Source organism: Streptomyces carpinensis (assembly GCF_002154505.1).
GTDB lineage: Bacteria > Actinomycetota > Actinomycetes > Streptomycetales > Streptomycetaceae > Streptomyces > Streptomyces carpinensis.
The window spans coordinates 1-26,255 of record NZ_MUBM01000392.1; the positions used below are offsets into that span (position 1 = coordinate 1).

Annotated in this window: 26 protein-coding genes; 23 read left to right on the plus strand and 3 right to left on the minus strand. The window is 72.0% G+C overall.

From position 1 onward, the window contains the following. Nucleotides 1–358: bifunctional DNA primase/polymerase (locus BZY54_RS39925; protein WP_341868727.1), on the minus strand; the 358-nt coding region annotated here is incomplete at its 3' end. A 447-nt stretch (nt 359–805) separates the two neighbouring features. On the opposite strand from BZY54_RS39925, the gene nsdA reads away from it, so the two are divergent. From nsdA to ftsH, 6 genes are all read left to right on the plus strand, one after another. Next, nucleotides 806–2,290: a transcriptional repressor NsdA gene (gene nsdA / locus BZY54_RS39930; protein WP_086730246.1), complete on the plus strand. Its 1,485-nt coding sequence runs from the start codon at nt 806–808 to the stop codon at nt 2,288–2,290. Nucleotides 2,291–2,633: 343 nt separating this feature from the next. Then, nucleotides 2,634–3,980 (plus strand): ammonium transporter, encoded by a 1,347-nt coding sequence (locus tag BZY54_RS39935; RefSeq protein ID WP_086730247.1) that lies wholly within the window; start codon nt 2,634–2,636, stop codon nt 3,978–3,980. Beyond that, nucleotides 3,977–4,315: a P-II family nitrogen regulator gene (locus BZY54_RS39940; RefSeq protein WP_086730248.1), complete on the plus strand. Its 339-nt coding sequence runs from the start codon at nt 3,977–3,979 to the stop codon at nt 4,313–4,315. The genes BZY54_RS39935 and BZY54_RS39940 overlap by 4 nt, the downstream gene beginning before the upstream one ends. Before the next feature lie 26 nt (nt 4,316–4,341). Beyond that, nucleotides 4,342–6,867: a [protein-PII] uridylyltransferase gene (locus BZY54_RS39945; protein ID WP_086730249.1), complete on the plus strand. Its 2,526-nt coding sequence runs from the start codon at nt 4,342–4,344 to the stop codon at nt 6,865–6,867. 219 nt (nt 6,868–7,086) lie between these two features. Beyond that, a complete protein-coding gene (gene ffh, locus BZY54_RS39950; protein WP_086730251.1) occupies nt 7,087–8,637 on the plus strand; it encodes a signal recognition particle protein in 1,551 nt (516 codons plus the stop codon). 144 nt (nt 8,638–8,781) lie between these two features. Continuing rightward, nucleotides 8,782–10,797 (plus strand): ATP-dependent zinc metalloprotease FtsH, encoded by a 2,016-nt coding sequence (gene ftsH, locus BZY54_RS39955; protein ID WP_244217567.1) that lies wholly within the window; start codon nt 8,782–8,784, stop codon nt 10,795–10,797. Between the two features lie 41 nt (nt 10,798–10,838). Here ftsH and BZY54_RS39960 read toward each other — a convergent pair whose 3' ends face one another. Next, the gene (locus tag BZY54_RS39960; RefSeq protein ID WP_086730252.1) at nt 10,839–11,729 is read right to left on the minus strand and encodes an SAM-dependent methyltransferase; all 891 of its coding nucleotides are present in this window, start codon (nt 11,727–11,729) and stop codon (nt 10,839–10,841) included. 531 nt (nt 11,730–12,260) lie between these two features. On the opposite strand from BZY54_RS39960, the gene BZY54_RS39965 reads away from it, so the two are divergent. From BZY54_RS39965 to BZY54_RS40045, 17 genes are all read left to right on the plus strand, one after another. Then, entirely contained in the window at nt 12,261–12,863 is a 603-nt protein-coding gene (locus BZY54_RS39965; RefSeq protein ID WP_086730253.1) for a hypothetical protein, read from the plus strand. A gap of 268 nt (nt 12,864–13,131) precedes the next feature. Beyond that, nucleotides 13,132–13,551: a 30S ribosomal protein S16 gene (gene rpsP / locus BZY54_RS39970; RefSeq protein ID WP_086730254.1), complete on the plus strand. Its 420-nt coding sequence runs from the start codon at nt 13,132–13,134 to the stop codon at nt 13,549–13,551. Nucleotides 13,552–13,556: 5 nt separating this feature from the next. Continuing rightward, nucleotides 13,557–13,796 carry an RNA-binding protein gene (locus BZY54_RS39975; RefSeq protein WP_003973401.1) on the plus strand — a complete coding sequence of 80 codons (240 nt, stop codon included), beginning with the start codon at nt 13,557–13,559 and terminating at the stop codon, nt 13,794–13,796. An 82-nt stretch (nt 13,797–13,878) separates the two neighbouring features. Beyond that, nucleotides 13,879–14,445: a ribosome maturation factor RimM gene (gene rimM, locus BZY54_RS39980; RefSeq protein ID WP_086730255.1), complete on the plus strand. Its 567-nt coding sequence runs from the start codon at nt 13,879–13,881 to the stop codon at nt 14,443–14,445. Further along, complete coding sequence (trmD, locus tag BZY54_RS39985; protein ID WP_086730256.1) at nt 14,442–15,275, plus strand: tRNA (guanosine(37)-N1)-methyltransferase TrmD; 834 nt, start codon at nt 14,442–14,444, stop codon at nt 15,273–15,275. The genes rimM and trmD overlap by 4 nt, the downstream gene beginning before the upstream one ends. A gap of 137 nt (nt 15,276–15,412) precedes the next feature. Then, nucleotides 15,413–15,763: a 50S ribosomal protein L19 gene (gene rplS / locus BZY54_RS39990; protein ID WP_086730257.1), complete on the plus strand. Its 351-nt coding sequence runs from the start codon at nt 15,413–15,415 to the stop codon at nt 15,761–15,763. Between the two features lie 75 nt (nt 15,764–15,838). Beyond that, the gene (gene lepB / locus BZY54_RS39995; RefSeq protein ID WP_086730258.1) at nt 15,839–16,570 is read left to right on the plus strand and encodes a signal peptidase I; all 732 of its coding nucleotides are present in this window, start codon (nt 15,839–15,841) and stop codon (nt 16,568–16,570) included. Then, nucleotides 16,563–17,654 (plus strand): signal peptidase I, encoded by a 1,092-nt coding sequence (gene lepB / locus BZY54_RS40000; RefSeq protein WP_086730259.1) that lies wholly within the window; start codon nt 16,563–16,565, stop codon nt 17,652–17,654. Before lepB (BZY54_RS39995) ends, lepB (BZY54_RS40000) begins: the two co-directional genes overlap by 8 nt. After that, nucleotides 17,542–18,555, plus strand: a complete 1,014-nt coding sequence (lepB, locus tag BZY54_RS40005) for a signal peptidase I (RefSeq protein ID WP_086730260.1) — start codon at nt 17,542–17,544, stop codon at nt 18,553–18,555. The genes lepB (BZY54_RS40000) and lepB (BZY54_RS40005) overlap by 113 nt, the downstream gene beginning before the upstream one ends. Nucleotides 18,556–18,728: 173 nt before the next feature. Further along, complete coding sequence (gene lepB, locus BZY54_RS40010) at nt 18,729–19,505, plus strand: signal peptidase I (protein WP_086730261.1); 777 nt, start codon at nt 18,729–18,731, stop codon at nt 19,503–19,505. After that, nucleotides 19,495–20,037: an NUDIX hydrolase gene (locus BZY54_RS40015; protein WP_086730262.1), complete on the plus strand. Its 543-nt coding sequence runs from the start codon at nt 19,495–19,497 to the stop codon at nt 20,035–20,037. The genes lepB (BZY54_RS40010) and BZY54_RS40015 overlap by 11 nt, the downstream gene beginning before the upstream one ends. A 56-nt stretch (nt 20,038–20,093) precedes the next feature. Then, nucleotides 20,094–20,402 (plus strand): DUF2469 domain-containing protein, encoded by a 309-nt coding sequence (locus BZY54_RS40020; protein WP_018544766.1) that lies wholly within the window; start codon nt 20,094–20,096, stop codon nt 20,400–20,402. A 111-nt stretch (nt 20,403–20,513) separates the two neighbouring features. Beyond that, entirely contained in the window at nt 20,514–20,915 is a 402-nt protein-coding gene (locus BZY54_RS40025; RefSeq protein WP_086730263.1) for a YraN family protein, read from the plus strand. After that, nucleotides 20,915–22,537: a YifB family Mg chelatase-like AAA ATPase gene (locus BZY54_RS40030; RefSeq protein WP_086730264.1), complete on the plus strand. Its 1,623-nt coding sequence runs from the start codon at nt 20,915–20,917 to the stop codon at nt 22,535–22,537. The genes BZY54_RS40025 and BZY54_RS40030 overlap by 1 nt, the downstream gene beginning before the upstream one ends. Beyond that, nucleotides 22,534–23,871 carry a DNA-processing protein DprA gene (gene dprA, locus BZY54_RS40035; RefSeq protein ID WP_244217568.1) on the plus strand — a complete coding sequence of 446 codons (1,338 nt, stop codon included), beginning with the start codon at nt 22,534–22,536 and terminating at the stop codon, nt 23,869–23,871. Before BZY54_RS40030 ends, dprA begins: the two co-directional genes overlap by 4 nt. 269 nt (nt 23,872–24,140) lie before the next feature. Then, entirely contained in the window at nt 24,141–24,983 is an 843-nt protein-coding gene (gene whiG / locus BZY54_RS40040; RefSeq protein ID WP_086730265.1) for an RNA polymerase sigma factor WhiG, read from the plus strand. Between the two features lie 93 nt (nt 24,984–25,076). Further along, nucleotides 25,077–25,634: a TetR/AcrR family transcriptional regulator gene (locus BZY54_RS40045; protein WP_086730266.1), complete on the plus strand. Its 558-nt coding sequence runs from the start codon at nt 25,077–25,079 to the stop codon at nt 25,632–25,634. Nucleotides 25,635–25,781: 147 nt separating this feature from the next. Here the strand turns inward: BZY54_RS40045 and BZY54_RS40050 are convergent. Further along, on the minus strand, nt 25,782–26,255 hold a 474-nt coding region (locus BZY54_RS40050), incomplete at its 5' end, for a murein hydrolase activator EnvC family protein (protein ID WP_244217569.1).

The following is a 26,255-nucleotide window of genomic DNA, read 5'->3' on the forward strand; positions in this document are numbered from 1 at the left end:
CCATCCGGGCCAGGGCGCGCCGCCCGGTGGGCTCGGCGACCTCGATCACGTCGAACGCCCGCCCGACCGCCAGCATCACCGCGGCGCCCGGCAGCTCGGCCCACGCCCTGGTCACCTCGTCGAGGGTGGCCCCGGCCGGGATCTCGGGCGCGAACTCCAGAGGATGGGCGCCCGGAGCCGGGCAGTCGGTGCGGCCGCAGGAACAGGCACCACCGACGGCCCGCGCGCCCCGCACCACGTCCCAGCCCCACAGCCCCGTGTACTCGGCCACCACCGTGCACTCCGAGGAACGGTACGACCGGCCGCGCCGTCGCGCGCCGGAGCGGATCTCGCGAATGCCGCCGATCGTGAAGCCCATGCCCCCTCCAACGGGTCCGCCGCCGCGATGGTTACGACGCGGATGCGGATCGTGACTCTCTGTTCGCGATCCTCCCCGGCTCCGCCCGGTCCAGGCGGCGTCCGGAAGCGCCCCGGGTGGTGCGCTCGGCAACATGCGCCCCGGTGTGCACCGCTCCACCAGCCCGCGGTTGTCCTATGTCAAGTGAATCGCGCCAAGGCCACCGAGAGTTCATTCGAAGGGGTGGCGAATGGTGGCGTTTCCGGGATCCCCATGGCTGAGCGCGTGATCGTAGGATTACTGTGAGTGTGCGAGTCCTGGGGGCACATGCACTCGTGGGTATGCCGGAGGCAAGTCGGCCTTCCGTTCGACGGGTGAGAACCGAGGGACGGGCGGCGGTACTGACGGGCATTCTGATAGGGCTTGGCGCACTCGGCGACAAGTGGTCTCAGGAATGGGGGCGTTCCAGTGAGCGGCAAAGGCGGTAGCGGGACGAACGCTGCGAGTGCGGACAAGCGCCCGAACGAGCTGCTCGCCTCCTGGTTCGTGCGCAGCGGCTGGTCCAAGGGCGAACTCGCGCGCCAGGTCAACCGCCGGGCCCGCCAGCTGGGCGCCAACCACATCTCCACCGACACCTCGCGCGTACGGCGCTGGCTGGACGGGGAGAACCCGCGCGAGCCGATCCCCAGGATCCTTTCGGAGCTGTTCTCCGAGCGCTTCGGCTGCGTGGTCTCCGTGGAGGACCTGGGACTGCGCACCGCCCGCCAGTCGCCGTCCGCGACCGGCGTGGACCTGCCCTGGACGGGCCCGCAGACGGTGGCCCTGCTCAGCGAGTTCTCGCGCAGCGACCTGATGCTGGCGCGGCGCGGCTTCCTCGGGACGTCGCTGGTGCTGTCTGCGGGCCCGTCCCTCATCGAGCCGCTGCAGCGCTGGCTCGTGCCCTCCCCGCCGGCCCCGCTCGGCGAGCCCGAGCCGGCCGCCGCGCCCCGCCGGCCCGGCCGGCTCTCCCGCCCCGAGCTTGAGCTGCTGGAGACCACCACCAAGATGTTCCGGCAGTGGGACGCCCAGTGCGGCGGCGGCCTGCGCCGCAAGGCGGTCGTCGGCCAGCTGCACGAGGTGACGGACCTCCTCCAGGAGCCGCAGCGCGAGACCACCACCAGGCGCCTGTTCAAGGTCGCCGCCGAGCTCGCCGAACTGGCCGGCTGGATGAGCTACGACGTCGGGCTCCAGCCCACCGCGCAGAAGTACTTCGTGCTCGCCCTGCACGCCGCCAAGGAAGCCGGCGACAAGCCGCTCGGCTCCTACATCCTGTCCAGCATGAGCCGGCAGATGATCCACCTGGGCCGCCCCGAGGACGCCCTGGAGCTCATCCACCTCGCCCAGTACGGTAGCCGCGACTGCGCCAGTCCGCGCACCCAGTCCATGCTGTATGCGATGGAGGCCCGCGCCTACGCCAACATGGGCCAGCCCGGCAAGTGCAAGCGCGCGGTGCGGATGGCCGAGGACGCCTTCTCCGACGCCGAGGACTGGGACGAGCCCGACCCCGACTGGATCCGCTTCTTCTCCGAGGCCGAGCTGTACGGCGAGAACTCCCACTCCTTCCGTGACCTCGCCTACGTCGCCGGCCGCAGCCCCACGTACGCCTCGCTGGCCGAGCCACTGATGGAGAAGGCCGTCCAACTGTTCGCCGAGGACCACGAACACCAGCGGTCGTACGCGCTGAACCTCATCGGCATGGCCACGGTCCACCTGCTCCAGCGCGAGCCCGAGCAGAGCACCCGGTATGCCGCGCAGGCCATGCAGGTGGCCAAGAAGGTCCGCTCCGAGCGCGTGAACACCCGCATCCGCAAGACCGTCGACAACGCCGTACGCGAGTACGGCGACCTCGGCGAGGTCATCGGCCTCACCGAACAGCTCGCCGCCGAGCTGCCCGAAACCGCCGAGGCCGTCTGAGACCGCCGAGGCCTGCCAAGACGTCCGCACCCCGGCACGGCACCCCTTGACCCCGGCCGCGGCCGGCCCTCCCGAACTGCCCGACTCGGCTCCCCCATGCCAGGTCATCGGAAGGCCGCCGCGGCCGGCCCCATGTCCGCGGGCAATTCATCCACGCGTAACACGCGAGGCGCCTTCGTCACCCCGGCGAAACAACGAGGGGCGTCCACCGAAACCGTGCTGCGCCAATCTCATGGCGCATAACCGGCCCACCCCTCATGGCCCGGACACTGCCCGGACCCGATGCCCGGACCGCTCAAGGCTTCGCCCGCACGGGGCCGTACCAACCGACGAGGAGACGCCGATGGCTCCAGCCGTCATGCTTGCGGCGGCGGACGCACCCAAGCTGTCGTCCGCCAACACAGGCTTCATGCTCATCTGTTCCGCCCTGGTGATGCTGATGACCCCGGGCCTGGCCTTCTTCTACGGAGGCATGGTCCGCGTCAAGAGCACGCTCAACATGCTGATGATGAGCTTCATCAGCCTCGGGATCATCACCATTCTCTGGGTGCTCTACGGCTTCTCGATGGCCTTCGGCAGCGACCACGGCTCGCTCGTCGGGTGGACCTCCGACTTCGTCGGCTTCGGCGGAATCGGCAAGACGGACCTGTGGCCCGGCTACACCATCCCGGTCTTCGTCTTCGCCGTCTTCCAGATGATGTTCGCGATCATCACCCCGGCTCTGATCAGCGGCGCCCTGGCCGACCGGGTGAAGTTCACCGCCTGGTCGCTGTTCGTCGTGCTGTGGGCCACGATCGTGTACTTCCCGGTCGCCCACTGGGTCTGGGGCACCGGCGGCTGGGCCTTCGACCTGGGCGTCATCGACTTCGCCGGTGGCACCGCGGTGCACATCAACGCCGGTGCGGCGGCGCTCGGCGTGATCCTCGTCATCGGCAAGCGGGTCGGTTTCAAGAAGGACCCGATGCGCCCGCACAGCCTTCCACTGGTCATGCTCGGCGCGGGCCTGCTGTGGTTCGGCTGGTTCGGCTTCAACGCCGGCTCCTGGCTCGGCAACGACGACGGCGTCGGCCCGCTGATGTTCGTCAACACCCAGATCGCCACCGCCGCCGCCATGCTCGCCTGGCTCGGCTACGAGAAGGTCCGCCACGGCGCGTGCACCACGCTGGGCGCCGCCTCCGGCGCGGTCGCCGGACTGGTCGCCATCACCCCCTCCGGCGGCGCCGTCTCCCCGCTCGGCGCGATCGCGGTCGGCGCCGTCGCGGGTGTGCTGTGCGCCATGGCGGTCGGCCTGAAGTACAGGTTCGGCTACGACGACTCCCTCGACGTGGTCGGCGTCCACATGGTCGGCGGTGTCATCGGCTCCCTGCTGATCGGCCTCTTCGCCAGCGGCAAGGGCCAGTCCGACGTCAAGGGCCTCTTCTACGGCGGTGGCCTGGACCAGTTCTGGAAGCAGTGCGCCGGTGTCTTCGCCGTCCTCGCCTACTCCCTGGTCGCCTCCGCGGTCCTCGCCTTCCTGATCGACAAGGCGATCGGGATGCGGGTCCCCGAGGACGAGGAGATCTCCGGCATCGACCGGGCCGAGCACGCCGAGACCGCGTACGACTTCAGCGGCGCGGGCGGCGGTGCCGCCGGCGTCCTGGCCGCCCACGCCGCCACACAGAGCAAGCAGAGCAAGAAGGTGGACGCATGAAGCTCATCACCGCCGTCGTGAAGCCTCACCGGCTCGACGAGATCAAGGAGGCCCTCCAGGCCTTCGGCGTCCACGGCCTCACGGTCACCGAGGCCAGTGGCTACGGCCGTCAGCGCGGGCACACCGAGGTCTACCGCGGCGCGGAGTACACGGTCGACCTGGTGCCCAAGATCCGTATCGAGGTACTGGCCGAGGACGACGACGCCGAACAACTCATCGAGGTCGTGGTCAAGGCGGCCCGCACGGGCAAGATCGGGGACGGGAAGGTCTGGTCCCTCCCGGTCGACACGGCCGTACGGGTGCGGACCGGCGAGCGCGGCCCGGACGCGCTCTGAAACGGCACGAGGACAGGAGTCGCCGGGTGACGGGTACGGACGTGCGGGACGGAACACAGGACCCGGGACCCGGTGGCTACGCGGCCGCCCGGCTGCGACTCCTCACCGAGGGGGCGCGGTCCGGGCCGCCGCGCCGTGCGGCCCTCGCCGAGCTGACCGACGACTGGCTCGCCGGCCTGTTCGACGCGGTCGCGGCCGAGACGGCGGACGGACGGCCGGCGCCGGGCGTCTCGCTGGTCGCCGTCGGCGGATACGGGCGCGGCGAGCTCTCCCCGCGCAGCGACCTCGACCTGCTCCTGCTGCACGACGGCGGTGACCTCGGCGCGGTCGCCGCCCTCGCCGACCGCCTCTGGTACCCGGTGTGGGACCTCGGCCTCGCCCTCGACCACTCGGTCCGCACCCCGGCCGAGGCCCGCAAGACCGCGGGGGACGACCTCAAGGTCCAGCTCGGTCTGCTGGACGCCCGCCACCTCGCGGGCGACGCCGCCCTGACGGCCGGGCTGCGCACGGCGGTTCTCGCCGACTGGCGCAACCAGGCGGTCCGACGTCTCCCCGAACTCCAGGAACTGTCCGCCGAACGCGCCGCACGCCAGGGCGAGCTGCGGTACCTGCTGGAGCCGGACCTGAAGGAGGCCCGCGGCGGCCTGAGGGACGCCACCGCCCTGCGCGCCGTGGCCGCCTCCTGGCTGGCCGACGCCCCGCGCGAGGGGCTCGCCGACGCCCGCCGCCGGCTGCTCGACGCACGGGACGCCCTGCACCTGACGACCGGCCGCGCCACCGACCGGCTCGCCCTGCAGGAGCAGGACCAGGTCGCCGCCGCACTGGACCTGCTCGACGCCGACGCCCTGCTGCGCCAGGTGTACGAGGCGGCACGGGTCATCTCGTACGCCAGTGACGTCACCTGGCGCGAAGTGGGGCGCGTGATCAGGTCGCGCGCTGTGCGGCCGAGGCTGCGCGAAAAGGCAAGGGAGCGAAGCGACTTCCTCAGAAGGGCGGTGGCGGGCGACTGGCGGGGGGCGCTGGACGGCGGGAAACCGGCGGCGGAGCGGTCCCCTCTCGCCGAAGGCGTGGTCGAGCAGGACGGCGAGGTGGTGCTCGCCCGGACCGCGCGCCCGGAACGCGACCCCGTGCTGCCGTTGCGCGCCGCGGCCGCCGCCGCACAGGCCGGCCTGCCTCTTTCCCTGTACGCCGTACGCCGCCTGGCCGCCACCGCGCGCCCCCTGCCCACGCCCTGGCCCGCCGAGGCCCGCGAACAGCTCGTCACCCTGCTCGGCTCCGGCCGCCCCACCGTCGACGTGTGGGAGGCGCTGGAGGCCGAGGGCGTGATCACCCGGCTGCTGCCCGACTGGGAACGGGTGCGCTGCCGCCCGCAGCGCAACGCCGTCCACGTCTGGACCGTGGACCGCCACCTGATCGAGACGGCCGTGCGGGCCTCCGAGCTCACCCGCCGGGTCGGCCGCCCCGACCTGCTCCTGGTCGCCGCGCTGCTGCACGACATCGGCAAGGGGTGGCCCGGCGACCACTCCGTGACCGGCGAGACCATCGCCCGGGACGTGGCCGGACGGATCGGCTTCGACCGCGCCGACGCCGCCGTGCTCGCCGGCCTCGTGCGCCACCACCTGCTGCTCGTCGAGACCGCCACCCGGCGCGACCTGGACGACCCCGCCACCGTCCGCGCGGTCGCCGAGGCGGTCGGCACCCAGAGCACGCTGGAACTCCTGCACGCCCTGACCGAGGCGGACGCGCTGGCCACCGGCCCGGCCGCCTGGTCCTCCTGGCGCGGCTCCCTCGTCGCCGAACTGGTCCGACGGGTCTCCGCGGTCCTCGCCGGGGACGTGCCCGACGGGCCCGAGGCGGCCGCCGCGCCCACCGCCGAGCACGAACGGCTCGCCGTCGAGGCCTGGCGCACGGGCGGCCCGGTCCTGGCGCTGCGCCCGCAACCCGGGGAAGCGCTGGGAGACCCCTCCGGGGAACCCGAACCCCTCGGCGTCGAACTGCTGATCGCCGTCCCCGACCAGCCGGGCGTGCTGCCCTCGGTCGCCGGGCTGCTGGCCGTGCACCGGCTGACGGTCCGCACGGCCGAGCTGCGCAGCCTGGAGCTGCCCGGCGTCGTCGACGACGGCGCCGTCCTGCTGCTGAACTGGCGGGTCGCCGCCGAGTACGGCTCGCTGCCCCAGGCCGCCCGGCTGCGCGCCGATCTCGGCCGGGCCCTGGACGGCTCCCTGGACATCGCGGGCCGGCTCGCCGAGCGGGACGCCGCCTACCCGCGCCGCCGGGGCGTGGTGGCGCCCCCGCCGCGCGTGAGGGTCGCCCCGGCCGCCTCCCGGCACGCCACCGTGATCGAGGTCCGCGCCCAGGACGCGCCGGGCCTGCTCTTCCGCCTCGGCAGGGCCCTGGAGGACGCGAAGGTGAGGGTGCGCAGCGCGCACGTCAGCACGCTGGGCGCGAACGCCGTCGACGCCTTCTACGTCACCGGCCCGGCGGGCGATCCGCTGCCCGGCGAGGAGGCGGCGTCCGTGGCTCGGAGACTGGAGGAGGCGCTGCAGGCATGACCTCGTGGCCGCGGCCCGCACTCGCCCCATGTGGCTCCCCGCCACGGCGGGGAAGGCCCGGGGCGCGCGTCGAGGCCGGCACGGACGACGGGCGCCTCCAGCCGCTGCGGCGGTGTGTCCCTGCTCGCTGTCTTCAGCGGGTGGGACCGAATTGCTTGCAGGGCCGGATACCCTGGAGGGCAGCCCGAAACGACTCCGACTCCGAGGACCGACGCCGCCGTGTTCGATACTCTCTCCGACCGCCTCTCAGCGACTTTCAAGAACCTGCGTGGCAAGGGGCGGCTCTCCGAGGCGGACATCGACGCCACGGCGCGCGAAATCCGCATCGCCCTTCTCGAGGCCGACGTGGCGCTGCCCGTCGTCCGCGCGTTCATCAAGAACGTCAAGGAGCGCGCCCTCGGCGCCGAGGTGTCCCGCGCGCTGAACCCGGCCCAGCAGGTCCTGAAGATCGTCAACGACGAGCTCGTCACCATCCTGGGTGGCGAGACCCGGCGCCTGCGGTTCGCCAAGCAGCCGCCGACCGTGATCATGCTGGCAGGTCTGCAGGGCGCCGGTAAGACCACCCTCGCGGGCAAGCTCGGCAAGTGGCTCGAGGAGCAGGGCCACTCCCCGCTGCTGGTCGCCTGTGACCTCCAGCGCCCCAACGCCGTGAACCAGCTCAGTGTCGTGGCCGAGCGCGCCGGCGTGGCCGTCTACGCGCCCGAGCCGGGCAACGGCGTCGGCGACCCGGTCAAGGTCGCCAAGGACTCCATCGACTTCGCGAGGGCCAAGGTCCACGACATCGTGATCGTGGACACCGCCGGCCGCCTCGGCATCGACGCCGAGATGATGCAGCAGGCCGCGGACATCCGGGACGCGGTCGGCCCCGACGAGATCCTCTTCGTCGTCGACGCGATGATCGGTCAGGACGCGGTGAACACCGCGGAGGCCTTCCGCGACGGCGTCGGCTTCGACGGCGTGGTGCTCTCCAAGCTCGACGGTGACGCCCGCGGTGGTGCGGCCCTGTCGATCCGGCAGATCACCGGCAAGCCGATCATGTTCGCGTCCAACGGTGAGAAGCTCGACGACTTCGACGCCTTCCACCCGGACCGGATGGCCTCCCGCATCCTCGACATGGGTGACCTGCTCACCCTGATCGAGCAGGCGGAGAAGACGTTCAGCCAGGAAGAGGCCGAGAAGATGGCCTCCAAGCTGGCGTCGAAGAAGGGCCAGGACTTCACCCTGGACGACTTCCTGTCCCAGATGGAGCAGGTCCGCAAGATGGGCAGCATCAGCAAGCTGCTCGGGATGCTGCCGGGGATGGGGCAGATCAAGGACCAGATCAACAACATCGACGAGCGCGACGTCGACCGCACCGCCGCGATCATCAAGTCGATGACCCCGGGCGAGCGCCAGGACCCGACGATCATCAACGGCTCGCGCCGCGCCCGTATCGCCAAGGGTTCCGGCGTCGAGGTCAGCGCGGTGAAGAACCTCGTCGAGCGGTTCTTCGAGGCCCGCAAGATGATGTCCCGCATGGCCCAGGGGGGCGGCATGCCCGGCATGCCGGGGATCCCGGGCATGGGCGGCGGCTCCGGCCGGCAGAAGAAGCAGCAGAAGAAGGCCAAGGGCAAGCAGCGCTCGGGCAACCCGATGAAGCGCAAGCAGCAGGAGCAGGAGGAGGCCGAGCGTCGCGCCGCCGCGGCCCAGGGCGGTGGCGCCTTCGGGCTGCCGCAGCAGGGCGGCCAGGACTTCGAGCTGCCGGACGAGTTCAAGAAGTTCATGGGCTGATGCACGAGGCTCACGGGCCGACGGCCGTCGAGGGCTGACGGCCACCGGGGCCACGAGGGCAGTCGTACGACGTCGAGGGCGCCCCCTGCGCAGGGGGCGCCCTCAGCGCGTGCCGGGGCTGGACATGTGCCGTAACGTCCAGATATGAGCAATGCCGCGCCACCACGCAAGGCCCCTGACCAGCCGTGGCGCACCGAAGGTACCCCGGAAGAGCCGCAGAAGCGGCCCGACGGACGAAAGATGCGTGGCAGATGGTGGGGTCTGCTCGTCACCGCCGTGATCGTCTTCCTGGTGGCCTACGGCGGGCTGAGCTACTACAACACGGGCAACGAGCCGACGATCTCCTACACGGAGTTCAGCAGGCAGGTCACCGCCGGCAACGTCAGCACGATCTACTCCAAGGGCGACGCCATCCAGGGCCAGCTGAGGAGCCCCCGCGCCAAGCCGAGCGGTGGCGGCACCTACACGAAGTTCAAGACCCAGCGCCCGGCCTTCGCGGGCGACAATCTCTGGCAGAGCCTGACCAGCCACCACGTCACGGTGACCGCCCAACCGGTGGTGCAGGAGCGCGGGCTCCTGTCCAACCTGCTGCTGTCGCTGGCGCCGATCGCGGTCCTCGCGGTGCTGTGGATCTTCTTCGCCCGGCGGATCGGCTCGGGTCTGGGCGGCCCAGGCGGCCTGCTGGGCCGCAGGGCACCGCCCCGGCCGGTCGAGCTGCGGCCGGGGACCCAGCGCACGACCTTCGCCGACGTGGCCGGAATCGACGAGGTCAAGGGCGAGCTGGACGACGTCGTCGACTTCCTGAAGCACCCCGACGACTACCGCCGCATGGGAGCCAAGATGCCCCGCGGCGTGCTGCTCACGGGCCCACCCGGCACCGGCAAGACACTGCTCGCGCGGGCGGTGGCCGGTGAGGCGGGGGTGCCCTTCTTCTCGGCGTCCGCGTCCGAGTTCATCGAGATGATCGTCGGCGTCGGCGCCTCCCGCGTGCGCGAGCTGTTCGCGGAGGCCCGCAAGATGGCCCCGTCGATCGTCTTCATCGACGAGATCGACACCATCGGCCGGGCGCGGGGCGGCGGCGCGTCGATGGGCGGCCACGACGAACGCGAACAGACGCTGAACCAGATCCTGACCGAGATGGACGGCTTCTCCGGCTCCGAGGGCGTGATCGTGCTGGCCGCGACCAACCGCGCCGACGTCCTGGACCCGGCCCTGACCCGCCCGGGCCGCTTCGACCGGCTGGTCCAGGTCGCACCGCCGGACCGGGGCGGCCGGGAGGCGATCCTGAAGATCCACACCCGGGAGATACCGCTCGCCGGTGACGTGGACCTCGCCCGGGTGGCCCGTACGACCCCGGGCATGACCGGTGCCGAACTGGCCAACCTCGCCAACGAGGCCGCCCTGCTCGCGGTCAAGCGACGGCAGCGCGCGGTCACCCAGACCGACTTCTCGGAGGCGCTGGAGAAGGTGCAGCTCGGCGCCGAACGCGCCCTCGTGATGCCCGAGGAGGAACGCCGGCGCACCGCGTACCACGAGAGCGGGCACGCCCTGCTCGGCATGCTCCAGCCCGGCGCCGACCCGGTCCGCAAGATCACCATCGTGCCGCGCGGGAGGGCGCTCGGCGTGACCCTGTCGACGCCGGAGTCCGACAAGTACGCGTACACCGAGGAATACCTGCGCGGCCGGATCATCGGCGCGCTCGGCGGCATGGCAGCGGAGCACGTGGTCTACGGCGTGATCACGACCGGCTCGGAGAGCGACCTGGAGCAGGTCACCAACATCGCGCGCGGGATGGTGGCCCGCTGGGGCATGAGCGAGCACCTGGGCCGTCTGTCGGCCCTGCCCAACGACGCCCAGCAGGCCTACGGGCTCGCCGCCGCCCCGCAGACCCTGGACACCATCGACACCGAGATGCGGCGCATCGTCGACGAGTGCTACGAGGAGGCGTGCCGCAAGCTGGGCGAGCACCGAGGGCAACTGGACGCCCTGGCCGCGGCCCTGCTGGAGAACGAGACGCTGGAGGAGGCCGACGCCTACCGGGTCGCCGGCGTCACCCGCCTGAAGAAGGACCTGGAGGCGGAGGCGGAGCCCGCGCCGCTGACGGACGTCCGGGGGAACGGACGTCCGGCCGGAACCGACGACGTCCAGGGAGGCGTCTAGGGGATACCGGATGTCTGGATCCGGACGTCTGGATCCGATGTCTAGGGGATCCGCGCGATCAGATAGCGGAACACGTTCGGCATCCACACCGTGCCGTCGGACCGACGGTGCGCGTGGAGGGCCTCCGCCAGCTCCTTCTCGACCTGGTTCTCGTCGCTCGCCACCATCGCCGCGTCGAACAGGCCCGTGGAGAGCATGCCGCGGACCGCGCTGTCCAGGTCGGCATACCCGAAGGGACAGGCGACCCGCCCGGAGCCGTCCGGGCGCAGCCCGGCGCGCCGGGCCACCTCCTCCATCTCGTCGCGCAGCGGGGGACGTGGGCCCCCCGTGCCACGCGCCGGATCGTCCGGCCTGGTCGCCACCCGCAGCACGGACGAGGTGGCGCACCGCTCCGGCGGCCCCCAGCCGGCCAGCACCACGGGCGCCCCGCGCTCGGCGAGCGGTGTCGCCGCGGCGAGCAGTGCGCCCAGCCCCTCCGAGTCGCCCGCGAGGCCCCCGATCGGCTCGAAGGCGGTCACCAGGGTGTACCGGGGCGTCCGGACACCGGCATGGTCCGCGAGACCCGCGAGGTCGTCGAGCGGTCCGTCGACGACCCGGACGCCCGCGGTCCGGACCTCCGCACGCGCGCGCGTGCCCCACGCCTCCGGTTGCAGCCGCTGCCGTGCGAGAGCGAGCCGTTCGGGCGAGGAGGGGTCGGCACCGGTGACCGCCGCCCCTCTGGACGCCGCCATGAGCAGGGCGAGCCCCGAGCCGCAGCCGAGAGCCAGCAGCCGGGTGCCGCAGCCCACTTCCAGCCGCTCGTAGACGGCCTCGTAGAGCGGCACCAGCATCCGTTCCTGGATCTCGGACCAGTCACGCGCGCGTGCCCGCGGATCCACCTGGGGCACCGGCCCCGCGTGTCCCGCGTGCTGCCGCACGAGCGTAGGTGTCATGGATAAGCGCCCCAATCCGCCGAGAAACGCCGCTGCCCGATTCCGTGGCCCCGTGCAGTGCGCCGCACTTCCGTATGCCAGGTAACTCCCCGCTCCCCACTGCGTCCAGGGGTCGTGAGGTCATGCTTGTTCCGTTCCGGGCGCCTGGCCCGAGATTTCACAGTCCGGTAACCGGGGCCTCGCCGAGCCGTACGTCCCGCCCCGGGGCGGGCCGGTGCGGGACGCCGAGGACGCGCCCGGTAACGTCACGGTCGTCGCGCACGCTTACCCAGGTACAGGCTTCCGCCGGGGAAGCGGCCGAAACGCCTCTTGCACATCGTGGGAGGACATGCGCACCGGTGTGCGAGCCGGTCCTACGCGCGGGTGCGTACGCGGGGCTACGCACCACCTTGGTACGAGCTGTGCGGCTTCTCCGCAGATCAGCGCACCCGCCCTCGTCAGGACGCATCAGCGGCAACTGACGGGTACGTGCAAATTATTTGGGATGCCCCGGAATAGGAACACAGTGGCACCCCCGCTCGTTGTCATTACGTGAGCACGACACAGACACCACCTGTTCTCGCCGCGGAGCTGGCGCAGGCGTGGGCCGACATTCAGCGGTACCACCCCGAGCTGCCCGACCTCGCCGCGCCTGAGTCCCTGATCGGGGAGTCGTCGTCCGCGTGCGGACACGAACTCTCCTTCGAACGGCTGCTTCATGAAGCAGTCCACGGCATCGCCGCCGCGCGCGGGGTCCGCGACACCTCCCGCGCCGGCCGCTACCACAACCGCCGATTCCTCGCCATCGCCGAGGAGCTGGGCCTGGACCACCCCGAGGAGCCGCACCCGAGCAGCGGTTTCTCCCTGGTCACGCTCAGCCCCGAGGCGAAGCGGCGCTACCGCCCGACGATCGAGCGTCTCCAGCGCGCCCTGAAGGCGCACACGGCCGCGACGTCCGCCGACACCGGCCGTACCTTCCGCGGTCCGGCGGCCCGTCACGGCTCCTCCGGCGGCGGAGTCCGGGTCAAGGCGGTCTGCGACTGCGGCCGTAACGTCCGCGTGGTCCCCTCGGTCCTGGCCCAGGCCCCGATCATGTGCGGCGGCTGCGGCAAGCCGTTCAGGATCCCGGAGGTCGTGGGGGCGGCCGCCGGCTGAGATACGGCTGCTCGTGGCAGCCGCATCTCGGGGGAAGCACCCGAAGCACCCGGAAAGCCGGGTGCGGATCGGGTATGCCCGCGCGCGGCCGGGTCACCCTCCGCCAGGGGCGACCCGCGGGGTATGGCACAATGACTAGCTGTACTCGACAGCCGCACAGGACCCCTCTCTCCTCCGGCTGACGCGTCCATCGGGCACTCGGGTACCGCAACCCCACGCGGCGACTCCGCCGTGCCCAACCACGTCAAATCCAGGAGAACCCACTCCCGTGGCAGTCAAGATCAAGCTGAAGCGTCTGGGCAAGATCCGTTCGCCTCACTACCGCATCGTCGTCGCCGACTCCCGTACCCGCCGTGACGGCCGGGCCATCGAGGAGATCGGTCTGTACCACCCGGTGCAGAACCCCTCGCGCATCGAGGTCAACGCCGAGCGTGTGGCGTACTGGCTCTCCGTCGGCGCCCAGCCGACCGAGCCGGTCCTCGCCATCCTGAAGAAGACCGGCGACTGGCAGAAGTTCAAGGGCGAGCCCGCCCCTGCGCCGCTGCTGCAGCCGGAGGAGAAGGCCGCGCGTCCGTCGTTCGAGGCCCTCGGTGGCGACGACGAGGGCAAGGGTGAGGCGATCACCCAGAAGAAGAAGGCTGAGAAGAAGGACGAGGCGGCCGCCGAGTCCGAGTCGACCGAGGCCTGAGCAGCATGCTCGAAGAGGCGCTTGAGCACCTCGTGAAGGGCATCGTCGACAACCCTGACGATGTGCAGGTCGCCTCGCGCAACCTGCGTCGCGGACGCGTGCTGGAGGTCCGGGTCCACCCCGACGACCTCGGCAAGGTGATCGGCCGCAACGGCCGTACCGCACGCGCCCTGCGCACCGTCGTGGGCGCCATCGGCGGTCGCGGTGTCCGCGTCGACCTCGTCGACGTGGACCACGTCCGCTGACGCTTATCGCAACCGGCTCGGGCCGGGGAGGGCTTGAGGGCCGTCCCCGGCCCGTAGTCGTAGACCAGGAGAAGCAAGCACAGTGCAGCTGGTAGTCGCTCGCATCGGCCGTGCGCACGGCATCAAGGGCGAGGTCACCGTAGAGGTGCGCACCGACGAGCCGGAGCTGAGGCTCGCACCCGGCGCCGTACTGCTCACGGACCCCGCGTCGACGGGGCCCCTCACCATCGAGACCGGCCGCGTGCACAGCGGCCGGCTCCTCCTGCGCTTCGAGGGCGTGGCCGACCGCAACGCCGCCGAGGCGCTGCGCAACACCCTCCTGATCGCCGAGGTGGACCCGGACGAGCTGCCCGAGGAGGAGGACGAGTACTACGACCACCAGCTGATCGACCTCGACGTGGTCACCGAGGACGGCGAGACGGTCGGCCGGATCACCGAGATCTCGCACCTGCCCTCCCAGGACCTGTTCGTCGTCGAACGCCCCGACGGCAGCGAGGTGATGATCCCGTTCGTCGAGGAGATCGTCACCGAGATCGACCTCGAGGAGCAGCGGGCCGTCATCGCTCCGCCGCCGGGCCTGATCGACGACCGGGCCGAGATCGCATCGTCGAGGGACGACAGCACCTCCGCCGGGGACGAGGACGCATGAGGCTCGACGTCGTCACGATCTTCCCCGAGTACCTGGAGCCGCTGAACGTCTCCCTCGTGGGCAAGGCACGCGCGCGCGGGCAGCTGAAGGTGCACGTGCACGATCTGCGCGCCTGGACGTACGACCGTCACAACACGGTCGACGACACGCCGTACGGCGGCGGTCCCGGCATGGTGATGAAGACCGAGCCCTGGGGCGACGCCCTGGACTCCGTCCTCGCCGACGGCTACGAGACCGGCTCCCACGCGCCCGCACTGATCGTCCCCACACCCAGCGGGCGCCCGTTCACCCAGGAACTCGCCGTCGAGCTCTCCGAACGCCCCTGGCTGATCTTCACACCGGCTCGCTACGAGGGCATCGACCGCCGGGTCATGGACGAGTACGCGACCCGGATGCCCGTCTACGAGGTGTCCATCGGCGACTACGTGCTGGCCGGCGGTGAGGCGGCCGTCCTGGTCGTCACGGAGGCCGTGGCCCGGCTGCTGCCCGGTGTCCTCGGCAACGCCGAGTCCCACCGGGACGACTCCTTCGCGCCCGGTGCCATGGCGAGCCTGCTGGAGGGCCCCGTCTACACCAAGCCGCCCCGGTGGCGCGATCGAGGCATCCCCGAGGTGCTGCTGAGCGGCCATCACGGGAAGATCGCCCGCTGGCGCCGCGACGAGGCGCTGCGGCGCACCACGGCCAACCGGCCCGACCTGATCGAACGCTGCGACCCCAAGGCCTTCGACAAGAAGGACCGCGAGATGCTGTCCATCCTGGGCTGGGCCCCCGATCCCGAGGGGGAATCGCACGGTCGATTTTGGCGCAGGGCCGACGACGTGGAAGAATAGGCCGCTGTTGTGCGCCGTCCGGCGTGCGCCCCTGCCACAGGGGGACACGACGCCCGCCCCGACCGCACGGCAGTCCTCTTCTGGAAATCCCTAGTTTCCGCTGATGACCTGTGGCATCGGCGAAGAAAGCAGACGAAATGTCTCACCTGCTCGACACCGTCGACGCCGCGTCGCTCCGCGACGACGTCCCCGCCTTCCGCCCGGGCGACACCGTCAACGTCCACGTCCGCGTCATCGAGGGCAACCGCTCCCGTGTGCAGCAGTTCAAGGGCGTGGTGATCCGCCGCCAGGGTTCCGGCGTGCGCGAGACCTTCACGGTCCGCAAGGTCTCCTTCTCCGTCGGCGTCGAGCGCACCTTCCCGGTGCACACCCCGATCGTGGAGAAGATCGAGCTCGTCACCCGGGGTGACGTGCGCCGCGCCAAGCTGTACTACCTCCGCGAGCTGCGCGGCAAGGCCGCGAAGATCAAGGAGAAGCGCGAGAGCTGAGCGCTTTTCGCGAGCCCGTACCACAACACGGGTTCGACACGGGTTCTCAGCGGGGCGGGATAGCATTCCGCCCCGATGGACACCGAAGCACAGCCGACGGAGCGCGACCGCTCCTCCCGCCCCTCCGACGCCGGAGCCGACCAGGCTCCCGACGCGCAGGGGCAGGAGGACCGGTCGCGTTCGTCGTTGGTGGCACCGATCACCGACTGGCTGCCCGGTGGGCGGATCACCCTGACCGTGCTGCTCTGCCTGGTCCTCGTGCTGCTCGTCAACACGTTCGTCCTGCAACCGTTCCAGATCCCGAGTGGATCGATGGAGCAGGGACTGAGGATCGGGGACCGCGTTCTCGTAAACAAGTTGGCGTACCGTTTCGGTGCCGAGCCGCGGCGCGGCGATGTCGTCGTGTTCGACGGCACCGGCTACTTCGGGCACGCCGACTACATCAAACGCGTTGTGGGAGTGGGGGGAGACCACGTGGTGTGCTGCGACAAGGAGGGCAGGATCGAGGTGAACGGCCGGCCGGTCGACGAGTCGACCTTCCTGTACCCCGGCGACAGCCCCTCCGCCGTGCCCTTCGACATCGCCGTGCCCGAGGGCACCCTGTTCGTCCTCGGTGACCACCGCAGCAATTCCAGCGACTCCCGCGACCATCTGGGGTCCCCGGGCGGCGGCATGATCCCGGTCGGCGACGTGGTCGGCCGGGCCGACTGGATCGTCTGGCCCTTCGGTCACTGGACCCACCTCACCCGCCCCGGCGCCTACGCGCGCGTGCCGGCCGCCGACCACGCGGACGGCGCCCATGGGTAGCCGCGGGAAACCACGCGGCGCGCCGGTCAGCGCCGCCGACGACCTGCTGCCCACCGGGGCCCGGCGTGCCGGTGCCCCGCCCGGCGGCCGCACCCGCGCGGAGCGGCGCAAGCTGCAGCGCAAGGTCAAGCGCAAGCGCAGGCGATCCGCCGTCCGGGAGATCCCTCTCCTCGTCGGTGTCGCGGTCCTCATAGCCCTGGTGCTGAAGACCTTCCTCGTGCAGGCGTTCGTGATCCCGTCGGGCTCCATGGAGCAGACGATCCGCATCGGTGACCGTGTGCTGGTGGACAAGCTCACCCCGTGGTTCGGCTCCGAGCCGCAGCGCGGTGACGTCGTCGTCTTCCACGACCCGGGCGGCTGGCTGGCGGACGAGCAGAGCCCGAAGAAGAACGACCCGGTCGGCGTCAAGCAGATCAAGGAGGGCCTGACCTTCATCGGCCTGCTGCCGTCCGACAACGAGAAGGACCTCATCAAACGGGTGGTCGGGGTCGGCGGCGACCACGTCAAGTGCTGCGACGCGCAGGGACGGGTGACCGTCAACGGCGTTCCCCTGAACGAGGGCGACTATCTCTATCCGGGCAACGCCCCCTCCGAAACCCCGTTCGACATCACCGTTCCCCAGGGCCGGCTGTGGGTGATGGGCGATCACCGGGCCGACTCGGCCGACTCGCGGGTGCACCGGAACACCCCGTATGGCGGCACGGTCTCCGAGAAATCCGTGGTGGGCCGGGCCATGGTCATCGGCTGGCCGCTCGGGCACTGGAGCACGCTCAAGGAGCCGAAAACCTTCAGCGCCGTGTCCGACGCGGCGGCAGGGTCGACCGCCGCCGCCCGGCTGTCGCATAGGGTTGCACCGGACGATCCCAACGGATCGATTCAGCTCCCGAGCCCTGCGGAACTCCCGCTCGTTATGGGAGTGGTGGGCCTGCGCCAGGCGCGGCGTGGGCGGCGGCACGGAGTAAGGAGTTGGCGTGGGGGATGTGGCGGTCGGCGCACGGTCCGGCAGCGACGGCGAGGAGCACCGCGGACACCCCGTGGACGCGGCGGTCCCCGCTGCGCACCACGCCGTGACCTCCGGGAGTGAGAGCGAAACAGCCGAGGACGGCAGGGTGACGGAGCACAACCAGACCGACGAGCACGGGACCGACGAGACCCCCCCGGCAGAGAAGAAGCCCCGCTCCTTCTGGAAGGAGCTGCCGATCCTGATCGGGATCGCGCTGGTGCTGGCGCTGCTGATCAAGACCTTCCTCGTGCAGGCGTTCTCCATCCCGTCCGACTCGATGCAGGACACCCTGCAGCGCGGAGACCGGGTCCTGGTCGACAAGCTGACTCCCTGGTTCGGCTCCGAGCCGGACCGGGGTGAGGTCGTCGTCTTCCACGACCCGGACGACTGGCTGGCCGGCGAGCCGACGGCCAAGCCCAACGCCGTGCAGACGGTGCTCAGCTGGATCGGCCTGATGCCGTCCGCGGAGGAGAAGGACCTCATCAAGCGCGTCGTCGGCGTCGGCGGCGACACCGTCGAGTGCCGGGGCACCGGCCCCCTCATGGTCAACGGCAAGGCGCTCGACGAGCGGTCGTACGTCTACCCGGGCAACACGCCGTGCAGCAACGACGACCAGGGCGGCCAGTTCAGGGTCACGGTGCCCCCGGGCTACATCTGGGTCATGGGCGACCACCGGCAGAACTCCCGGGACTCCCGCTACAACCAGACCGACGTGCACCACGGCATGGTCCCGGTCAAGGACGTCGTCGGCCGCGCCATCGTGCGGGCCTGGCCGGTCAACCGCTGGGGCACCCTGCCCGTTCCGGACACCTTCGACCAGCCGGGGCTGAACCAGCAGTCCTCGACCGCGGGCGCCCTGACGGTGGCCCCGAGCGGCGTGGCGCTCAGCGCGGCCGTACCGCTGGTGGTGTGGCGCCGCAGGCGGACTTCGAAGGCCGAGAGCGTCACGGGCGACACGGTGACGGCCACCGGGAGCCGCTGAGCCGCGCGCCCGCGACCGCAGACGGCTGCCCGAGGCCGAGCCTCGGGCAGCCGTCGGCGGTCGCGGGCATTCCGCGCGTACCGCCCGCCCTGTGTGAAGCCGTCGTGGAGCTGTGTCCCCGCGGCACGGGAGGGGCTGCCCCGTCTCGGTACCGCCCGGTAGGGTGCGGGTCCATGGGTGGCGAGAGCACGACGCGTACGGCCCCGCGCAGCGGCGGCACAGGCAGGGTCCCGGCGGGCGGCAGGACGGGACAGCGACTGTCCGGGCTGGCCGTGGCGCTGGGTCTGGTGCTGTTCCTCGGCGGATTCGCGTGGGCGGCGGTGATCTACCGGCCGTACACCGTCCCCACCTCTTCGATGACGCCGACCATCGGCATGGGCGACCGGGTGCTGGCCCAGCGCGTCGACGGCGGCGAGGTGCACCGCGGCGACGTCGTCGTCTTCCGTGACAAGAACTGGGTGCAGAACGCGCCCGTGGTCAAGCGCGTGGTGGCCGTCGGCGGGGACACGGTCTCCTGCTGCACGCAGGGCAAGCTGACCGTCAACGGCAAGCAGATCGACGAGCCGTACCTGAAGGGCGGCGTCGCCGAGATCAAGAACTTCCCGACCGTGAAGGTGCCCGAGGGCCGCCTGTTCCTGCTCGGCGACGAGCGCGAGGGCTCCCTGGACTCCACCGCCCACCTCGACGACGCGACCCAGGGCACCGTCTCGCGCAGTGACGTGACCGCCCGGGTGGACGCCGTCGTCTGGCCCATGAAGGGCATGCTGGAACGCCCCACCGGCTTCGAGACGCTGGGCACGCTCTCCCGGCCTGGACCGCTGAGCACGATCGTCCTGCTGATCGTCGCCGGAGCCGTCCTGGTCCTCGCCGGCGGCGCCTACGGTCCGATCGCCAAGCGGATGGGCCGCTCCCGTGCCCGCACCCGGACGGAGCCGGCCGGTGTCCGCTGAGACCACGGACACGGGCCTGGACCCGCACGAGGGCCTGCCCGAGGACGGCGGCGGGCCGCGCAAGGTGGCCCGGGTGGTCCTGCTCGACCCCGCGGACCGCATCCTGCTCCTGCACGGCCACGAGCCGGGCGATCCGGCCGACGACTGGTGGTTCACGCCCGGCGGCGGCCTGGAGGGCGACGAGACCCGCGAGGAGGCCGCCCTGCGGGAGCTCGCGGAGGAGACCGGCATCACCGAGGTCGAGCTCGGCCCGGTGCTGTGGCGCCGCCGCTGCTCCTTCCCGTTCGCGGGCCGCCGCTGGGACCAGGACGAGTGGTACTACCTGGCCCGTACGACGCAGACGGCGACCGCGGCCACGGCCCTGACGGAACTGGAGCGGCGCAGCGTCGCCGGAGCGCGTTGGTGGACGTGTCGGGAACTGGCCCAGTCACATGAGACGGTGTATCCGACCAGACTCGCCGAGTTGCTGCGCACACTGCTCGACGAAGGTCCTCCGGCCGGGCCCGTGACTCTGGACACCGAAATCGTCTAGGGGCTCGCGGGACTGGCGCACAATGGGGGGACCGTACGGCTGAAGGGGAACATGCCATGAGCGCCGAGGACCTCGAGAAGTACGAGACCGAGATGGAGCTCAAGCTCTACCGGGAGTACCGCGATGTCGTCGGTCTGTTCAAATACGTGATCGAGACCGAGCGCCGCTTCTACCTCACCAACGACTACGAGATGCAGGTGCACTCGGTTCAGGGCGAGGTGTTTTTCGAGGTGACGATGGCCGACGCCTGGGTGTGGGACATGTACCGGCCGGCCCGGTTCGTGAAGCAGGTGCGTGTCCTCACATTCAAGGACGTGAACATTGAGGAGCTGAACAAGAGCGATCTGGAGCTGCCCAGCGGGTGACGGCTGCCCGGGCGCGGGCGGGGCGTGCCGGAGAGGACCACTCGTGTGAGTGATGGAGTTGTCCACAACCGGTGAGTAGCCCACCAAGATCCACTACGCCGGGCCGGATGCATGAGCGTTGGCGCCGGAGGTGGTGCCGACATGAGCACACATCAGGCACGCAGCGCACTCGGCCGGTACGGAGAAGGCCTGGCCGCACGGCGGCTGACCCGGGCCGGCATGACGGTCCTGGAGCGCAACTGGCGGTGCGGCAGGACCGGCGAGATCGACATCGTGGCCCTGGACCGTGACGTCCTGGTCGTCTGCGAGGTGAAGACCCGCAGGGCGGGCGCCTTCCAGCATCCGATGGCCGCCGTCACGCCGGAGAAGGCCGAGCGGCTGCGCGGCCTCGCCGAGCGCTGGATCCAGTCCCACGGCGGAGCGCCCCCTGGAGGCGTCCGGATCGACCTGGTGGGCGTCCTGCTGCCCCGGCGCGGCGCGCCCGTGGTCGAGCATGTGCGGGGGGCGGCCTGATGGGGTTCGCGCGCACGTGCTCCGTGGCCCTCGTCGGCGTCGAGGGCGTGGTCGTCGAGGTCCAGGCCGACCTCGAACCCGGCGTGGCCGCCTTCACCCTGGTGGGACTGCCGGACAAGAGCCTGACCGAGAGCCGGGACCGGGTGCGGGCGGCGGTGGTCAACTCCCATGCCGAGTGGCCGCAGAAGAAGCTCACCGTGGGGCTCAGCCCGGCCTCGGTGCCCAAGGCCGGCAGCGGCTTCGACCTGGCCGTGGCCTGCGCGGTGCTCGGTGCCGCCGAGCGGATCGACCCCCGGGTGCTCGCCGACATCGTGATGATCGGAGAACTCGGCCTGGACGGCCGGGTGCGCCCTGTGCGGGGCATCCTCCCCGCGGTGCTGGCCGCCGCGGACGCCGGCTACGAGCAGGTGGTCGTGCCGGAGTGCGCCGCGGCCGAGGCCTCGCTGGTGCCGGGCGTCTCCGTGCTCGGCGTCCGCAGCCTGCGCCAGCTGATCGCCGTACTGACCGACGAACCCGTGCCCGAGGAGGACCCGGACGAGCAGGGACGGCCCGACCCGCTCCTCGCCGGACTGCGTGTCCCCGGTACCGGCGCGGCCACCGGCATGCACAGCGTGGGCGCCGCCCAGCAGGACCACGGGCACGACCTCGCCGACGTCGTCGGCCAGATCTCCGCGCGCACAGCGGTGGAGGTCGCCGCGGCCGGCGGGCACCACCTGTTCCTGGAGGGACCGCCCGGCGCGGGCAAGACCATGCTCGCCGAGCGGCTGCCCGCGGTCCTGCCCCCGCTCGGGCGGCAGGAGTCCCTGGAGGTCACGGCGGTCCACTCGGTGGCCGGGCTGCTGCCACCGGGCAAACCGCTGATCGACGTCGCCCCCTACTGCGCCCCGCACCACTCCGCGACCATGCAGGCCCTCGTCGGCGGCGGACCCGGCGTGGCCCGCCCCGGCGCCGTCTGCCTCGCCCATCGCGGCGTGCTCTTCCTGGACGAGGCCCCGGAGTTCAGCAGCCACGCCCTGGACGCCCTGCGCCAGCCCCTGGAAGCCGGACACGTGGTGATCGCGCGCAGCGCCGGAGTCGTGCGCTTCCCCGCGAGGTTCCTGATGGTGCTCGCCGCCAACCCGTGCCCCTGCGGCCGGTTCTCGCAGCGCGACAGCATGTGCGAGTGCCCGCCCTCGGCGATCCGCCGCTACCAGGCCAGGCTCTCCGGGCCCCTGCTCGACCGGGTGGACCTGCGGGTCGAGGTCGACCCGGTCACCCGGTCGGAGCTCACCCGCGACGCCCGGGGCGAGTCCACGGCGACGGTGGCCGACCGGGTGCGTGCCGCCCGCGAACGCGCGGCGGCACGCCTCTCGGGCACGCCCTGGCGGACCAACAGCGACGTACCGGGGCGTGAACTGCGCAGCCGCTGGCACGCGGCGGCCGGGGCCCTGGACGAGGCCGAGCGCAACCTGGAACGCGGTGTCCTCACGGCCCGCGGGCTCGACCGGGTGCTCCGGGTGGCCTGGACCGTGGCGGACCTCGCCGGCCACGACCGGCCGGACGCGACCGACGTCGCCCTGGCGCTGCAACTGCGCACCGGAGTACCGCGCGGCGCGCCCATGGCGATCGGGGCGCGCGCATGAGCACCCCGCACAGCCCCGACCGGAGCGCCGGGCACGATCGGGAAGCCGAGCACGACCCGAAGGCCGACCGGGCCGCCGAGCGGGACACGAGTGCCGGGCGCGAGGCGAATGCCGGGCAGGAACTGCGCGACCAGCACGCCGAGCACGGCCTGCTCGCCCGGGACGCCTCGCGTGACCTGCTCGCCCGGGACGCCGAGGGCGACCTGCTCGCCCGGGTCTTCCTCAGCCGTGTCGTCGAGCCCGGGGACGCCACCGGGGGCCGGTGGGTGCGGGAGCTGGGCGCCGTGGCCGTGGCCCGGCGGCTGCGGGAGGGCACGCCGCCGCTCGCCGGGATGTCCGAGAAGCGGTGGGCCGGCATGTGCGCGCGGGCCGCGCGGGCCGATCCCGGACGGGACCTCGCCGTCGCTCGGGAGGCCGGCGTGCGGTTCGTGCGCCCCGGCGACACCGAGTGGCCGGCCCAGCTCGACGACCTGGGCGACGCCCGCCCCGTGGGACTGTGGGTGCGCGGCCGGCCCAGCCTGCGGATATGGGCCCTGCGGTCGGTCGCCTTGGTCGGCGCCCGGGCCTGCACCGAGTACGGCGCCCACATGGCCGCCACCCTCGCCGCAGGCCTCGCCGAACGCGGTTGGGTGGTGGTGTCCGGCGGCGCCTACGGAGTCGACGGCGCCGCCCACCGCGGCGCGCTCGGCAGCGGTGGCGCCACCGTCGCCGTCCTGGCCTGCGGCGTCGACCGGCCCTATCCCCGCGGGCACACCGAGCTGATCAACAGGATCGCCCAGCAGGGACTGGTGGTCGGAGAGCTGCCTCCCGGCGACCATCCGACACCGAGCAGGTTCATCGTCCGCAACAGAGTCATCGCGGCCCTCACCCGGGGCACCGTGGTCGTGGAGGCCGCCTACCGCAGCGGTTCGCTGGTCACCGCCCGGGCGGCGCAGCGGCTCGGCCGCCACACCATGGGTGTCCCCGGCCCGGCCACCAGCGCGCTCTCCGCCGGCGTCCACGAGCTGCTGCGGGGCGGGGCGGCGCTGGTCACCGACGCGGCGGAAGTCGTCGAGCTGGTCGGCGACATGGGTGAGCTGGCGCCGGACCGGCACGGCCCCGTGCTCCCGCGCGACCTGCTGGAACGGGACACCCGGCAGGTCCTGGCCGCGCTCCCCGGGCGCGGCGCGGCCACCGCCGCGGAGATCGCCCGCGGCGCCCGGACGACGGCGGACGACGTCGTCGCGCGACTGTACGAACTCCGATCGCTTGGCTATGTCGAACGACATGACGACGGATGGAAGTTGACACGCCAGGCGATGATCTCCGTCCGAGTCGGCCGGGAGGGGTGCTGACCCAGCGTGTTCGGCCGTCCGGGGGAACGTCGACGGCTGCGCGGATTCCCGCAGTTGAGCGATTCACCGGTCACCCAGGGTGACGTGGGTGACCCGGTGGAGCGCCCTGCGGAACGAATCTGCGCACGCCCCGCGCCTCGCCGTTCGCGCACCGCGACACTCCAGTCACGCTACGCTCACGTGGTTCCGATGCAGAAACCCGATCCACGACCCATACGACAACTCACCCAGGAAGCCGCACCCCACGGCAGAACGGCACAAGGCGACGAATGCCCCAGCACACCTCCGGCCCCGACCGGGCGGCGATCCCCCCAGCCGCTCGTGACGGTGGCAGCGTGCGGCCGCCCGCTCCCTCGACGCTCGACGAGCTGTGGCGGTCGTACAAGGCGACGGGGGACGACCGGCTGCGCGAGCAGCTGATCCTGCACTACTCGCCGCTGGTGAAGTACGTGGCGGGGCGGGTGAGTGTCGGCCTGCCCCCCAACGTGGAGCAGGCCGACTTCGTGTCCTCGGGGGTCTTCGGGCTGATCGACGCCATCGAGAAGTTCGACATCGACCGGGAGATCAAGTTCGAGACCTACGCGATCACCCGGATCCGGGGCGCCATGATCGACGAACTGCGTGCGCTGGACTGGATTCCCCGTTCGGTGCGGCAGAAGGCGCGGAACGTGGAGCGGGCGTACGCGACGCTGGAGGCCCGGCTGCGGCGCACTCCGACGGAGAGCGAGGTGGCCGCCGAGATGGGCATCGCGGTCGACGAACTCCACGCGGTCTTCAGCCAGTTGTCGCTGGCCAACGTGGTGGCGCTGGAGGAGCTGCTGCACGTGGGCGGCGAGGGCGGCGATCGGCTGAGCCTCATGGACACGCTGGAGGACACCGCCGCCGACAACCCGGTGGAGGTCGCCGAGGACCGGGAGCTGCGCCGGTTCCTGGCCCGGGCGATCAACACCCTGCCCGATCGGGAGAAGACCGTCGTCACGCTGTACTACTACGAGGGCCTCACGCTCGCCGAGATCGGCAACGTGCTCGGGGTGACCGAGAGCCGGGTCAGTCAGATCCACACCAAGTCGGTGCTGCAACTGCGCGCCAAGCTGGCGAGCTTCGGGCGGTGATCCGGCCGAACGGGGCGGCACGGCCCCGCACGGCCCCGTCCCGGGTGGCGCGTCCGTACAGTGGTTGACGTGCCAAGGATTCGAGCGGCCTCCGTGGCCGAGCACCGGTCGATGCAGCGAGCCGCCCTGCTGGACGCGGCGCGGACCCTGCTGTCCGAAGGCGGGACGGAGGCGCTGACCTTCCCCGCCCTGGCCGAGCGGACGGGGCTGGCGCGGTCTTCGGTGTACGAGTACTTCCGGTCGCGGGCCGCCGTGGTCGAGGAGCTGTGCGCGGTCGACTTCCCGGTGTGGGCCTCGGAGGTCTCGGCGGCGATGGCCGCGGCCGACGGGCCGGAGGGCAAGGTCGGGGCTTACGTCCGCAAGCAGCTGGAACTGGTCGGGGACCGCCGTCACCGGGCCGTGGTGGCGATCTCGGCGAGCGAGCTGGACGCGGGGGCGCGGGAGAAGATCCGCGCCGCGCACGGCGAGCTCGTCGCGATGATCGTCGAGGCCCTGGGGGAGCTGGGGCACGGGCAGCCCCGGCTGGCGGCGATGCTGCTGCAGGGCGTGGTGGACGCGGCCGTGCGCAGGATCGAGCTGGGTGCCGCCGAAGAACCTTCCGTCGTGGCCGAGGCGGCGGTGTGCATGGCGCTGCGAGGGGTCCGCGGCTGAGGCTCGGCCGGGCGCCGGGCGCCGGGGCCGGGCAGGGACCCACGCTGGGGCCGGGTTGGTCACTGGCCCACGGCGGCGGGGTGCCTCGTCGCCGAGCACCTTCGGGCAGGGGGCACCTTCCCGCCACGACTGTCCGCGGGCACCCGGCTACCTCGGCAGCGGCACCCCCAGCACCGGCAGCAGTCTCGACGGGCCGCCGTTCAGCAGCCACGGTGGCAGCAGCAGGAGCGGGTCGAGGTAGGTCTCTCCTCTCAGCAGGCCCCAGTGCAGGCAGCCGGTTCCGCAGTGCGAGCCGCCTCCCGGTCCCGTCTCCTCCACCGTGCCGACCACCTCGCCGGCCTGTACCTCATCGCCCTTCCTCACCGAGGCGCGCACCGGCTCGTAGGTCGTCCGCAGGGGCGGGGCGCCGGTTCCCGTCAGCTCCACCGACACCACGCCCCGTCCCGCCACGGGGCCCGCGAAGGACACCCGGCCCGCCGCCACCGCCCGTACCGGGGCGCCCGGCGGCGCCCCCAGGTCGACGCCCCGGTGCCCGGGCCCGTACACCGTCGCCGGCGGCTCCCAGCCCCGGAGCACCGGCGGCCGCACCCCCACCGGCCAGACACGGCCCACCGCCGGCAC